We start from the raw sequence: 14020 nt of genomic DNA, 5'->3' as shown, positions 1-14020 counted from the left end.
CTTTGCGGCGCCGCCCGGGGCCGGCGCGGCTTCCGGCATGTTGAGGCGGCGGGCGATCGAATCCAGCGGCTTGGTGTCGCGCACAAAGATGCGCAGGCCCTTCTGCGTCTTGGCCGCAGCGTGATCCAGCGGCTCGGCGTGCAGCACCCGCGCCCGCACGTCCTCGCCCTGCAGCTCGGCGCCGAGTTGCAGCAGCAGCACGGCAGCCCCCGGCTCGAGCACATCGCGATACTGCGCGAGGCCTTCGGAGAACAGCACCGCCTCGAAATGGCCGGTCGGGTCCGACAGGCCCATGATGCCCATCTTGTTGCCGGTCTTGGTGCGCCGCTCCATGCGCGACACCACGGTGGCCGCGACCTTGCCCGCGGTGGCGCCGGTCTTCACCGCGCGCGAGAATTCCGCCCAGGACTGCACGCGCAGCCGCTTCAGCGCGGTCGCGTAGTCGTCGAGCGGATGGCCCGACAGGAAGAAGCCGATCGCGTCATATTCACGCCGCAGCCGGTCCGCGGGCAGCCACGGCTCGACCTGCGGCAACATGATGCTGGGCGCATCGGCCGCGCCGCCGAACATGTCGTTCTGGCCCGAAGTTGCCGCCTCGTGGCTGCGCTGGCACGCGGCGAGGATCGAATCGGCGCCGGCGAAGACGCGGGCACGGTTCGGGTCCAGCGTGTCGAAGGCGCCGGCCGCCGCAAGGCTCTCGATGATCCGCTTGTTGACCGCACGCGGGCTCACCCGCGCGGCGAAATCGGCGAGCGAGGTGAAGGCGCCCTTCTTGTTGCGCTCCTCGATGATCTGCTCGACGGCCTGGATGCCGACGCCCTTCAGCGCGGCGAGCGCGTAATAGATCGTGTTGCCGCTGACCTCGAAGGTCGGGCCCGAACGATTGATGTTGGGCGCTTCGACCTTGATGCCGAGCCGCTGCGCCTCGGAACGGAATTCGGACAGCTTGTCGGTATTGTTGAGTTCGAGCGTCATCGACGCTGCGAGGAACTCGACCGGGTAATGCGCCTTCATGTAGGCGGTGTGGTACGACACCAGCGCATAGGCCGCCGCGTGGCTCTTGTTGAAGCCGTAGTCGGCGAACTTGGCGAGCAGCTCGAAGATCGTCTCCGCCTGGCCCTTGCCCACGCCGTTCTTCATCGCGCCGGCGACGAAGACGTCGCGCTGCTTGTCCATCTCGGCGCGGATCTTCTTGCCCATCGCGCGGCGCAGCAGGTCGGCCTGGCCGAGCGAGTAGCCGGCCATCTGCTGCGCGATCTGCATCACCTGTTCCTGATAGATGATGACGCCGAAGGTTTCCTTCAGGATCGGCTCCAGGATCGGATGCAGATATTCCGATTCCTCGTCGCCGTGCTTGCGCGCGCAATAGGTCGGGATGTTCGCCATCGGGCCCGGGCGATACAGCGCCACCAGCGCGATGATGTCCTCGAAGCGGTCTGGCCGCATGTCGATCAGCGCGCGCCGCATGCCCTGGCTTTCCACCTGGAACACGCCGACGACATCGCCCCGCGCCAGCATCTGGTAGCTCGGCGCGTCGTCGATCGGCAGCGTCGCGAGATCGACATGGACATCGCGCTGCTTGAGCAGCTTCACCGCGACGTCGAGCACCGTCAGCGTCTTCAAGCCGAGGAAGTCGAACTTCACGAGGCCCGCCGGCTCGACCCATTTCATGTTGAACTGGGTTACCGGCATGTCCGATTTCGGATCGCGGTACATCGGCACCAGCTCGCTCAGCGGCCGGTCGCCGATCACGATACCGGCGGCGTGGGTCGAGGCGTGGCGCGTCAGGCCCTCGAGGCGCTGCGCGATATCGAACGCGCGCGCCACCACCGGATCCTCGTCGCGGAACGCCTGCAGCTTCGGCTCGCCTTCGATCGCCTGCGCCAGCGTCACGGGAGCCGCGGGATTCTGCGGCACCAGCTTGGTCAGCTTGTCGACCTGCCCGTACGGCATCTGCAGCACGCGCCCGACGTCGCGCAGCACGCCGCGCGCCTGCAGCGTACCGAAGGTGATGATCTGCGCCACCTGCTCGCGGCCGTAGCGTTCCTGCACATACTGGATCACCTCGCCGCGGCGGTCCTGGCAGAAGTCGATGTCGAAGTCCGGCATCGAGACGCGTTCGGGATTGAGGAAGCGTTCGAACAGCAGTGCAAACCGCATCGGATCGAGGTCGGTGATGGTGAGCACCCACGCGACCAGCGAGCCGGCGCCCGAGCCGCGGCCCGGTCCAACCGGAATGCCCTGCGCCTTCGCCCATTTGATGAAGTCGGAGACGATTAGGAAGTAGCCCGCATATTTCATGCGCATGATGACGTCGAGCTCGAACGCCAGCCGCTTGCTGTAGTCCTCCTCGGTCATTCCCGGCGAGAGACCGTGCACCCGCAGGCGATTGGCGAGCCCCTCCTCCGCCTGGCGCTTCAGCTCGGCGGCTTCGTCGGCTGCGGCGTCAGCGCTCGCCGCACCACCGACCGTGAAGAACGGCAGGATCGGCTTGCGGGTCTTCGGCCGGAACGAGCAGCGCTCGGCGATCTCCACCGTCGAGGCCAGCGCTTCCGGAATATCGGCGAACAGCACCGCCATTTCGGCGCGGGTCTTGAAGCGATGATCCGGGGTCAGCTGCTCGCGGTTGGTCTCGGCGATCAGGTGGCCGCCGGCGATGCACAGCAGAGCATCGTGCGATTCATAGTCGTCACTGCTGGCGAAATACGGCTCGTTGGTCGCGACCAGCGGCAGGCCCTTCGCATAAGCGAGATCGATCAGGCCGCCCTCGGTGCGGCGCTCCTTGTCGATGCCATGGCGCTGCAATTCGATGTAGAGGCGATCACCGAACAGGCCGGCCAGACGTTCGCAGCGGGTGGTCGCCAGCGCCGCCTGCTCGGCACGCAGCGCCAGCGCGATCGGCCCGTCCGGCCCGCCGGTCAGCGCGATCAGGTCTTCGGCGTGGTCGGTCAGCCAGTCGAACTTGATGTGCGGGGTCTGGTTGACCGGGGTCTCCAGGAACGCCCGCGAGTTCAGCCGCATCAGGTTCTGGTAGCCACGTTCGCGCGCCGCCAGCAGCACGATGCGCGCCGGTCCGGTCGTCGCCAGGATGCTCCGCGTATTCGGATCGACGTCGCCAAAGTCCACCGCCAGTTCGCAGCCGACGATCGGCTGGATGCCGTAGCCGGCCATCTTGTCGGAGAATTCCAGCGCCCCGAACATGTTGTCGGTGTCGGTGAGCGCCAGCGCCGGCTGGCGGTCGGCCTTCGCGAGTTCGCCGAGCTTGGCGATCTTGATCGAGCCCTTCAGCAGCGAATAAGCGGAATGAACGTGAAGATGAACGAATCCGGCGTTCGGCATGGCTGCTCGGGGGATCTCTTTGAGTCAGGGATGGCGCGAGTACCAAAGCCGGAACCCGAAAGCATCAGGCTCGACTCGCATCGCCATCGTGGAGCCTCGCCCCCGCCAAGTCCACGCCCAACGCGGCGTGGCGGCCGGTCCTCCCGCTTATCCCCAAGGCCAGCCGGACTCGCCGGCTATGTCTCTAGCCCCACGGACGCATTTTCAGAATTGGGTGATCAGCTGGGCCCAAACCGCGATCATCCCGACGAACAGCGTGATCGATGCCAGCGCTGCAGCTTCCTGCACGAAAATCTTCAACATGGCCGCTCTCCCTGAACTGGAACGTATGCAGAACAATGTTCTTTTTTTGTTCCTGGAGTCAAGCGAGGGTCGTGGGTCAGTTTGAAAACTGACCCCGAAAGAATTCCCGTGGTTAACCGTGGCGGGAGATGGCAGCGTAAGGTCCGCGTCAGGCGTGCGCCCTACCATTCGCGCCCATGAAGCGCGATCTGCTCTATTTCCGGTTATCGCTAGTTTGGGTGGCGATAGTGACCGCCAGCTTAGTCTACCTGCTGGTCGCGTGAGGCTGCCTTCCTAGTCAATGCCGCGGCGGCCGCGTGCTGTCCCAACCAGGACGTCCATCGGCGGCGACCCGAGGATGCCCGACATTGAGCCCTACCCGCACGATGCAGGCACTCGGTTTGAGCTGAGGAAAACGGCCCGGCGAGGTCTAGGATCGTGCGACGGAGTGTCCCGGCCTCACCGCCGAACCAGGAAACGCCGCGCCGCCATCACGGCCAATGGTTCGATCCGTCAAGCCAACAAAAAAACCCGGGCCGAGGCCCGGGGTTTTCGACGCTGCTTGAATGAAGCGAGCGATCAGTAACGCGCGATGACCGGGCCACCGAACTTGTAGTTCAGACGGCCGAGGACCATGTCGGTGTCGCCACCGGTGTGGAAGCCAGACACAGCAACACCAGCCGGGGTGACGAAGGTCGCGCCGTGGGTGTCTTCGAAGATGTGGTTGTACTCGATGCCGAGCGACCAGTTCTGGGCGAAGGCGAATTCGAGGCCAACACCAACCGTCGGGCTCCAACGAGTGTCGTAGCCGGTCGAGGACGCCAGCGCGCCGCCGGGCGCCAGGAACTGGTAGTTGCGATCGGTGACCGCAGCACCGCCCTTGGCGTACAGCAGGACGTTGTTCCAGGCATAGCCGATCTGGCCGGTGAACAGGCCGAACGCATCCGTCTTCGAACGGACGACGCCGCCCGGGACGACCAGGTTGCTGGTGCTGCCCTTCAGGTCAGCCCAGTTGCCCTGAGCTTCGAGACCGAACACCCAACCACCGGTCTGCCAGCGGTAGCCGACCTGGCCACCGATGGTGCCGCCGTTGGCGTCGTAGCTGCCGACGCTACCGAGGCCGTCGACCGAACGGTTGTCGTGGCTCTGGGCCCAACCACCGTTGATACCGATGTAGAACCCGGTCCAGTCATAGACAGTGGCGACGATCGGCGGCGGAGCCTTCGTGTAAGGGCGAGCCGCGAGGTCAGCCGCGGAGGCAGCCGTCGCGCTGAGCGCGATCATGCTGGCGGTGACAAGCAAAATCTTTTTCATTTTCCCGTTCCAACTTTTTCTACAGGCCCCCAAGGCCGCGAGACACCGTCATAGCAGCCCTCGACGGAATTGCTGTAACTTCGCTGCAACAGGCAGGGCCAAACGACTTCTCTCAAATTTTAAGTTAATACTGTATTACAAGCACTTCTTGGAACTTTTGCCACATAGCTGCCGCACAATTTTCACAATTCAAATCTGCGTGCGCAGCTGCGCGCAGGATCGTGTTGACCGGAACCGGCTTGTCCGATTTGGATCGTCGTCGAAATCGAATCTGCGCAGCAAAAGGAATGCACATGCGGACGATGATTCTTGCTGCTGTCGCGTCGGTGGTCGCATTCGCAACGCTGGGTACCGCGCCCGCCCATGCCGTCGGCGTGCGCTACCCGTTCTGCATTCAGGGCGACCGCTATCCCGGTCTGAGCGCCTGCTCGTATCCGTCCTATGAAGCGTGCCTGGCCACCGCTTCGGGCATCGGGCAGACCTGCGTCGCCAATCCCTATTATGCCGGCGACAACGACCCGCGCTCGTATCTTCATACGCGCGCGCGGGAGCGCGGTGACAGCTTCTTCGATCTGTTCATCCACTGACAGCCCAGGCTTCGGGTGACGGCTACGGGAATGTGACTTGATGCACATTCACGTAAGGGTGCCTATTCACGCGCGCCCGGCACGAACGCGCCGGCACCTGATCGACAGGAGACCCTGATGCGCAGCCTGTTTCTAGCAGTCGCAGTCCTCGGCATCGTCGCCAGCGCACCAGCCAACGCCCAGAAGTACGATTCGACCTCGCCGGTCTGCAAAACCAACTACCGATGGGGCGGTGAGGATACCGACTGCGGCTACACGTCGCTGGAGCAGTGCCGCGCCTCGGCGTCGGGCTTGGCGGCCATGTGCATCAACAACCCCTATTATGCCGGGCCGCCGCCGATCGACCGTCGTCCGAGCCAATCCGGCAGACGGCACCACCCGGCCTATTGAGGGCCCAACTCTTTTTGAGGCCACAGTCTTTTTGAGGGCCCCAAGTCTTTCTTGAGGGCCAAGCCTTTCCGCTCCGATTGAAACGGAACGAAAAACGCTTCAGATTCATGCCTTTAGCGCGCTTTCTTCACACGAACCGTGACCCGCTTCACTCGAAACTATTCGAGCTCGACGACCTGCCCGTTCGAAAGTGACACCCGGCGATCCATCCGTGCGGCGAGATCCAGATTATGGGTCGCGATCAGCATCGCGACGCGGGTCGCCTTCACGAGCTGCATCAGCGCATTGAAGACGTGATCGGCCGTGCCCGGATCGAGGTTCCCGGTCGGCTCGTCCGCAAACAGCACCCGCGGTGCGTTGGCAACCGCGCGTGCGATCGCCACACGTTGCTGCTCGCCGCCCGAGAGTTCGGCCGGACGATGGGTGATGCGGTCGCCGAGCCCGAGATAGGACAGGATCTCGGTCGCCCGTTTCACGGTCTCGGAGCGTTTGAGCCCACGAATCATCTGCGGCAGCATGACGTTCTCGAGCGCCGAGAACTCCGGCAGCAGCCGGTGCGATTGATAGACGAAGCCGATATCGGAACGGCGAATCTGCGTGCGGTCGACATCGGACATCTGCGAGGTCGGCGTACCCGCGACATAGACCTCGCCTTCATCGGGGGTCTCCAGCAGGCCCGCGATGTGCAGCAGCGTCGACTTGCCCGATCCTGACGGCGCCACCAGCGCCACCGATTGACCGGGCCACAGCGCGAGCTTGGCGCCGTTCAGGATCGTCAGCGTCGTTTCGCCCTGGCGGTATTCCCGCTTGATGTCATGAAGATAGATGACCGGTGTGTCTTCCGCCCCCTCCGCCATGTGCGCTCCTTATTCGTACCGGAGCGCATCGACCGGATCGAGGCGCGCGGCGCGCCACGACGGGTAGAGTGTCGCAAGGAAGGACAGCGTCAGCGCCATGATCAAGACGGCGAGCGTCTCGCCGAAATCGACCTCGGCCGGCAGCTTCGACAGGAAGTACAGCTCGGGCGAGAACAGCTCGGTGTTGGTCAGATATGACAGGAACTGCCTGATCGATTCGATGTTCAGGCAGATCAGCATGCCGACCGCGAACCCGGTCAGCGTTCCGACCACGCCGATCGAGGCGCCGGTGATCAGGAAAATCCGCATGATCGAGCCCTGCGAAGCGCCCATGGTCCGCAGGATCGCGATGTCCTGCCCCTTGTCCTTCACCAGCATGATGAGCCCCGAGACGATGTTGAGCGCCGCGACCAGCACGATCATGGTCAGGATCAGGAACATCACGTTGCGTTCGACCTGTAACGCATTGAAGAAGGTCGAATTGCGTTGCCGCCAGTCGACCAGGAAGACCGGTCTCCCGGCCGCCTCCGTCACCAGCTTTCGGTAGGTGTCGATCTTGTCCGGATTGGTGGTGAACACCTCGATCGAGGACACGTCGTTGTTTCGGTTGAAATAGGCCTGCGCCTCGGCCAACGGCATGAACACGAAGGTCGAATCGTATTCCGACATGCCGATCTCGAACACCGCGGTGATCTTGTAGGGCTTGATGCGCGGCGTGGTGCCCATCGGGGTCACCGCGCCCTTCGGCGAGACCAGCGTGATCATGTCGCCCGCATGCAGCGAGAGCTGATCGGCAAGCCGGCGGCCGATCGCAACCCCCTGCCCCTCGTCAAAGCCCTCGAGCGAGCCCTGCTTCACGTTCTTGGCAATCGAGGTGAGATTGTTGAGATCGTCGGCGCGAATGCCGCGGATGAAGACGCCGGCCGCGTTGAACGGCGACGATCCGAGCCCCTGCCCGTCCACGACCGGCGCGGCGAGGCGGATGCCCTGCACCTGGCTGATGCGGTCGGCGACGTCCTTCCAGTCAGTCAGCGGCGATTCCAGCGGCTGCACCAGCAGATGCCCGTTGAGGCCGAGGATCTTGTCGAGCAGCTCCTTGCGGAAGCCGTTCATGACGGCCATCACCACGATCAGCGTGGCAACGCCGAGCATGATGCCGAGGAACGAAAAGCCGGCGATGACTGAAATGAACCCTTCCTTGCGGCGCGCGCGCAAATAGCGTCCGGACAGCAGCCATTCGAATGGCGCAAAAGGCGGGGTACGGACTGGCTCGCTCATGGTTTCATCCATCTCTCGATAATCCCATGATTCGGGCCAAATGTGGCCGGATTACCCCGCCGACAGCGCGGCGTGAATAAACTTTAACCCACGAGCTTCGCGACCACGTCGGCGGGGCTCATATTGTCGCGCGAACCGTCGCTGCGGCGCTTCACCTCGACCTTGCCGTCGGCAAGCCCCTTCGGTCCGACGAGAATCTGCCAGGGAATACCGATCAGATCGGCCGCGGCGAACTTGGCCCCGGCACGCTGGTCGGTGTCGTCGTAGAGCACGTCGACGCCCTTCGCCGAGAGGTCGCGATAGAGCTGCTCGCAGGCGCCATCGACCGCGGCGTCACCCTGCTTGAGGTTGAGGATCGCGACGCGGAACGGCGCGACCGCCTCGGGCCATTTGATGCCGGCGTCATCGTGACATGCCTCGATGATCGCGCCGACCAGACGCGACACGCCGACACCGTAGGAGCCGCCATGGATCGGCACGTCGACGCCATCGGGCCCCGCCACCATCGCCTTCATGGTGTCGGAATATTTGGTGCCGAAATAGAAGATCTGGCCGACCTCGATACCGCGGGTGTTGAGCCGCTTTGCCTCCGGCACTTCCTGTTCGAAGCGCGCGGCCTCGTGGACGTCCTCGGTCGCAGCATAGACCGAGGTCCACTGCTTGATGATCGGCGTGAGGTCGCCGTCATAGTCGACGTCCTCGCCCGGCACCGGCAGGTCCAGCACGTCGCGGTTGATGAAGACGCCGGACTCGCCGGTCTCCGCGAGCACGATGAACTCGTGGCTGAGGTCGCCGCCGATCGGACCGGTCTCGGCACGCATCGGGATCGCCTTCAGGCCCATCCGCGCAAAGGTGCGCAAATACGCAACGAACATCTTGTTGTAGGAGCGCCGCGCGCCGGCCTCGTCGAGATCGAACGAATAGGCGTCCTTCATCAGGAATTCGCGGCCGCGCATCACGCCGAAGCGCGGACGCTGCTCGTCGCGGAACTTCCACTGGATGTGGTAGAGGTTGAGCGGCAGGCTCTTGTAGGACTTGACGTAGGAGCGGAAGATCTCCGTGATCATTTCCTCGTTGGTCGGCCCGTACAACAGCTCACGCTTGTGACGATCGAGGATGCGCAGCATCTCCGGGCCATAGGCGTCGTAGCGGCCGCTTTCGCGCCAGAGGTCGGCGAGCTGCAGCGTCGGCATCAACAGCTCGAGCGCACCGGCGCGGTTCTGCTCCTCGCGAACGATCTGCTCGATCTTCTTCAGCACCCGGAAGCCGAGCGGCAGCCAGGCATAGATGCCGGCGGCCTCCTGCCGCATCATGCCCGCGCGCAGCATCAGCCGATGCGAGACGATCTCCGCCTCTTTCGGGTTTTCTTTCAGGATAGGCAGGAAAAACCGCGACAATCGCATGGCGTTACTCGGGAATCAGGAAAGCGTGGGAAGAGCTGCAGTGAAACCGGATCGGGTGCGAAAACACAAGGCCGCCAAATGACAAAAACCCTTCAAATCAGGCGATTTTCGGCCATTCGAGCGATTTGCGTCCCGCCGAAGTACTGAGCTCGCTGACCGTGGCTTTACCTGACCTCAAAATCGTCTTCCAGTGTCACTTTCTTGAAATCGCTCACCAGAGCGTCGATCTGCATGTGCCAGCGGCCCGGGACCGTCAACGGCACCTTGCGCACGTGCCAATAGCCGTCGGGACCAAGCGCGGCGGCGCGTTCCATCGGTTCGACGCCACGCTCGGGCAGGCTCAGCGTCAGCGTCGCCTCCTTGGCCGCGAACGGGCTGGCATCGCCGTTCATCAATTGCAGGACGAAGTCGTTCTGCCCGACCTTGCCCGGTGCAATCAGCACCTGGAACATCGCGGCATCGGTGTGAATGTGAACCGCGAGCGGAACATCGTCCGACATCGCCAGCACGCGCGGCGGCGGCGTGAAGCGCCATAGCGCAACCAGGCCAAGGATGCCGATCATCAGCACAAACTCGAGCGCGATCGAGCGTTGCAGCGGCCGCGTCCGCTGGAATTCGCGCGCGATGGCCGGTGTGAACACCAACCGGTTCAGCGCAGCGAGCCCGAGCAGCAACACCACCAGCCCGAGTTTCGCGACGAGGACGTTGCCGTATCCGGTGTCGATCAGCGCGCGAAGACTTTCGAGCTGGATGACCGCGAGCACGAGGCCCGACAAGGCTATCAACGCGACGACCGGCACCGCGAGCATCGAAAAGCGCCGGAGCACGCGGAGCAGTGAATCCTTGCGCTGCCAGGCGAGCACGGCCAGCGGCCCAAGTGCCCCCATCCAGAACGCCAGACCGACGCCATGGATGAACAGCGCGGTCCGCGTCAGCCATTGCGGCGAGGCAGTGGCGGCATGGCCGCTGACCGCAAACGACAGTCCGACACAGATCATTGCGACGGCAGTGCGGATAAAGGCCGCGCCGAACGACGGGCTGCGCCAGGCAATTGCCGCGATCAACATCGCGGCAATCGCGAGCAGCAGGGCGGGAAACAGGCTGGTGCCGGCGGCGCTGGCCCATGCCGCCCATGTCAGAATGCCCGAGAGCGGCAGGTTCAGCAGATCGACGCCCTGCAAGCCAAGTGAGGCGACGGCGCCGACAAGGCCGATTCTGAGCGACCACATGATCAGTCGTTCGCCTGCCGGACCCTGCCCGATCCAGGCGGCAAAGAACACCCCCCCGACGCCGGCAAACAGCCCGAGATAGAGCCCGAGCCGCGCCAGCCAGATCAACGCATGGAGCACGCCGTCGCCTGACGGCGCCGCCGAGCCGGTGACGACGCCGATCGAGAACAGCAGCGAGCCCGCGACCGGATGGCCATCCTGCGACACCACGCGATAGCTCACCACCTGCGTACCCTGCGGCAGGTCCGCCGGCAGCGTCACCATCACCGATTGGTCGACGGTGCGGATTGCGACGTCGCGCGGTTTGCCTGTAGCGTCGCGCAGGCTGACTGCCGTCGGCGCCACCGCTTCGTTGAAGCGAAGCACCACCGTCTTCGGCGCTTCCGCCACCACGCTGCCGTCGGCCGGCTCGGCCCCGATCAGGACGGCATGCGCTTGGGCGGCGGTCGCAACGCACAGCGCCACGAGCAGTGCGGCTAGGCCTGCTCTCACAAGCGTTGCGACCAGCCGCACGGCTTACGGTTTCGGCAGCAACTTGACGCCGGGCGCCGGTGTCTTGCTGCCATGGTCGTGCCCGCCGCCCTGCCCTTCGGCCGGAATATCGATCCAGCGGCTGACGCCTTGTTCGCACTCCTGCACGACCGGGAAATACAGCGTGGTGTTAGGCTTCAACGTGTCGGTGAGAAACGTCTGCATCACGAACTCGTCGTAGTTATGGTCCGCGAGCTTGCCACCACTCCAGGCGACTTCCTTGACGCCCTCGGAGAGCTTGGCACCGTGATAATCATATTGGGCAGCGTATTTTCCGGTGACGGTATCGAGACTCCAGCCAGGCTTCGGCATCGGCTTCACCCCGATCACGCCTTCCGGAACCTGCACGCGGATCTTGATCGTCGCCGACCCCGCGCAGCCATGCGGAACGGCGAACACCGCCTTGTAGTACGAGCCGACCGGCGCCTGCTTTCCTTCAAGCGTGATATGCGCAAGCGCAGGCTGCGCTGCGAGCAGCGCCGCCGCGGCAATGAGGAGCGTCTGTGATCTCATGGCGCCCTCACATCTTCTTCATGTCCATGTGACCGGAATGGTCGCCATGGCCGGAATGATCACCACCACCCGGCGCCTGCGCGCCGACCGCCTGCACGTCCAGCGAGACCGCGACCTTGCCGGCTTTCTCGAATTCGAGCGTGACCGGCACCTTGTCGCCCTGCTTCAGCGGGTTCTTCAGGTCGAACATCATCAGGTGGAAGCCGCCGGGCGCGAGCTTCACGGTCTTGCCCGGCTCGATGGTCAATCCCTTGTCGAGCGCGCGCATCTTCATGACGCCGTTGTCCATCGACATCTCGTGGACTTCCACCTTGCCGGCGACGTCGGCGGAGCCCGACACCAGCCGGTCCGCCGTCGTTCCCTTGTTCTCGATGGTCAGATAGCCGCCGCCGATCTTGGCACCGTTCGGCGTCGCGCGCGTCCACGCCTGCGTGATCACGAGGTCGCCGGCCTTGACGTCCTCCGCGCGTACGGAGGTCGACGCCAGTGCGGCAGTCAGCGTGGTGAGAGCGAGGATGCGGGACAAAGTGTTCATGGCGACGGGGTCCTTTCAGATTGAAGTTGTCGTGTTATCGGATTGTTGCAGCCTGGGCGTCAGACCATTTGTTCAAATCGGCGATTTCGGCCGAGCCTTCGATCGTCGTGATCGTTCCGTCACGGGCAATCAGCATGGTTCGCGGGATATCGCCTTGCCATGCCGGGTCGATCTCGAATCTCAATCGCTCGGCAAAGCCGTCGTCGAAAATCCAGTTCTCGGCCGATCCGAGTCCGGCGCGATCCAGCATCGATCGCGTCGCATCCGGCAGGTTCGGAACCAGATCCGCACTGATCGTCACGACGTCGATACCCGGATGGACCTTCATGAACTGGCCGAGCTCCGGCAGCTCCACCTTGCATGGGCCACAGGTGACGCCCCAGAAATGCACCAGGGTCGGATGACCGGCGTGCGCATGCAGCAGCTTCTGCCAGCTGCCGCGTTCGAACGGCCTTGGCGCACCCTCTCCCGCCGCCAGTGCGGACGGCAGCGTTGCCAGCAGCATGAGGGCGGCCAGCAAGTGACGTTTCATGGTTCGCCCTCGATCGTTTGAAGATGGTAACCGTCGGCCTTTGTCATCCAGGACAGGTAGGTCTGCCGGCGATCCGAGACCAGCAGCGGATGGTCGGAGCTGTCGGCGGTGTCGGCGATAACAGTGGGCTTCGACCAAGTCGCTCCATCGTCATGCGAAGTCATCAGATTGATCGACGTCTTCTGCCCGTCGAACTCTTTCCAGACCATCACGAGCCCCTGCGGCCCCGCGATGATCTGCGGCCGTGACGGGCTTCGATTTAGCTGACCGACCGCGAGCGGATCGGAGAACGTCTTACCGCCGTTGCGCGACCGCGCATAGAACAGGCCCTTGCGCGCCTTGCCGTTGGTGTACCACGTCACGTGGTAGGTTCCTTGCGCCGAAATGGTCAGGCTAGGACCGTGATGCGGACATGCCGCGATCTGCCAGTCGTCGCGGCTCACCCGATGCAAATCGCCAGGCGTGGCCGGATCGGTGAACGTCACGATCGCATGGTCGCGTACACCGCCCTCGAAGATGTTGCGAAACACCACCACCGGATGGCCTGCGCCATCGAACGCCAGCGCGAGACGGCAGCACTCGCAAGTGTTGTCGGCCGCAAGCTTCGCATCGGAATAGGTCGCGCCGCTGTCTTTCGATGAAGCAAAGAACAATCCGGCACCGTCGTATTTCTCGCCGCGCTGCTGCGCCGGGACACGGTTGCGCTTGTCGAGCCACGCCGTAAACACGGCGCCGGCGGGATCGAAGCCGATCGCCTCGAAGCGCTGGCTCTCATTGTTTGCGGTGATCGGTTTCGGCGGATCAAAGCTGCGGCCGCCGTCGGTCGACCGCGTGGTCAGAACCTGGCCGTTGAAGGCCTGATCGCGAAAGGTCGAAAAGGCAATGGCGATATCGCCCTTGGCATCGATCGCAAGTTTCGGCCGCGCGTCCGGACCCCAATCCAGGTTGAGCCGCTCCCGGGTGACCTGGACCGGCGCGGAAAAGCTCTTGCCCTGATCCTTCGAACTCGCGACGGAGATCTGGCCTCCGGCCATCCACGTCAGCCACAACGTCCCATCCGGCCCAAAGGCGGGAGTGACCTTGGTCGCGCAGCGCAGCACGGTCTCCTCGCAGGCCGCTTCGGAGGCGTGCTGATGGCTCATCTGCGCGACCGCGAGGTTCGGCACGGCCGCAAGCATGACCGTTGCCAGCACCGTCAGAGCCGCAGGTTTTCGGTATGTCATCGATGCG

Annotated in this window: 12 protein-coding genes; 2 read left to right on the top strand and 10 right to left on the bottom strand. The window is 64.0% G+C overall.

The window, feature by feature from the left end:
- A partial coding sequence (gene dnaE, locus H8A95_RS14700; protein WP_229183778.1) for a DNA polymerase III subunit alpha occupies positions 1-3339 on the bottom strand: 3339 nt, incomplete at its 3' end.
- Positions 3340-4200: 861 nt separating this feature from the next.
- Positions 4201-4935, bottom strand: coding sequence for an outer membrane protein (locus tag H8A95_RS14695; protein ID WP_229183777.1), 735 nt, complete (start codon positions 4933-4935; stop codon positions 4201-4203).
- 293 nt (positions 4936-5228) lie between these two features.
- Between H8A95_RS14695 and H8A95_RS14690 the strand changes: the two genes are divergently transcribed.
- The gene (locus H8A95_RS14690) at positions 5229-5522 is read left to right on the top strand and encodes a DUF3551 domain-containing protein (protein ID WP_229183776.1); all 294 of its coding nucleotides are present in this window, start codon (positions 5229-5231) and stop codon (positions 5520-5522) included.
- A 117-nt stretch (positions 5523-5639) separates the two neighbouring features.
- The gene (locus H8A95_RS14685) at positions 5640-5912 is read left to right on the top strand and encodes a DUF3551 domain-containing protein (RefSeq protein ID WP_229183775.1); all 273 of its coding nucleotides are present in this window, start codon (positions 5640-5642) and stop codon (positions 5910-5912) included.
- 158 nt (positions 5913-6070) lie between these two features.
- On the opposite strand, the gene H8A95_RS14680 is transcribed toward H8A95_RS14685, so the two are convergent.
- The 8 genes from H8A95_RS14680 to H8A95_RS14645 form a co-directional block, all read right to left on the bottom strand.
- Positions 6071-6769: an ABC transporter ATP-binding protein gene (locus H8A95_RS14680; protein WP_163153493.1), complete on the bottom strand. Its 699-nt coding sequence runs from the start codon at positions 6767-6769 to the stop codon at positions 6071-6073.
- A 9-nt stretch (positions 6770-6778) separates the two neighbouring features.
- Positions 6779-8059: a lipoprotein-releasing ABC transporter permease subunit gene (locus H8A95_RS14675; protein ID WP_229183774.1), complete on the bottom strand. Its 1281-nt coding sequence runs from the start codon at positions 8057-8059 to the stop codon at positions 6779-6781.
- Between the two features lie 71 nt (positions 8060-8130).
- On the bottom strand, positions 8131-9450 hold the full coding sequence (gene proS, locus H8A95_RS14670) for a proline--tRNA ligase (protein WP_229183773.1): 1320 nt from the start codon (positions 9448-9450) through the stop codon (positions 8131-8133).
- Positions 9451-9614: 164 nt separating this feature from the next.
- Positions 9615-11171, bottom strand: a complete 1557-nt coding sequence (locus H8A95_RS14665) for a copper resistance CopC/CopD family protein (protein WP_229183772.1) — start codon at positions 11169-11171, stop codon at positions 9615-9617.
- Positions 11172-11195: 24 nt separating this feature from the next.
- On the bottom strand, positions 11196-11723 hold the full coding sequence (locus H8A95_RS14660; RefSeq protein ID WP_229183771.1) for a YcnI family copper-binding membrane protein: 528 nt from the start codon (positions 11721-11723) through the stop codon (positions 11196-11198).
- Between the two features lie 7 nt (positions 11724-11730).
- On the bottom strand, positions 11731-12258 hold the full coding sequence (locus tag H8A95_RS14655) for a copper chaperone PCu(A)C (RefSeq protein ID WP_229183770.1): 528 nt from the start codon (positions 12256-12258) through the stop codon (positions 11731-11733).
- A gap of 34 nt (positions 12259-12292) precedes the next feature.
- Positions 12293-12790: a TlpA family protein disulfide reductase gene (locus H8A95_RS14650; protein ID WP_420839389.1), complete on the bottom strand. Its 498-nt coding sequence runs from the start codon at positions 12788-12790 to the stop codon at positions 12293-12295.
- Complete coding sequence (locus tag H8A95_RS14645; RefSeq protein WP_229183768.1) at positions 12787-14013, bottom strand: sialidase family protein; 1227 nt, start codon at positions 14011-14013, stop codon at positions 12787-12789. Before H8A95_RS14645 ends, H8A95_RS14650 begins: the two co-directional genes overlap by 4 nt.
- Positions 14014-14020 lie beyond the last annotated feature (7 nt).

Source organism: Bradyrhizobium oropedii, from assembly GCF_020889685.1.
In the GTDB taxonomy this organism is placed as follows: Bacteria; Pseudomonadota; Alphaproteobacteria; order Rhizobiales; family Xanthobacteraceae; genus Bradyrhizobium; species Bradyrhizobium oropedii.
This window is presented reverse-complemented; position numbering and strand designations above follow the sequence as displayed.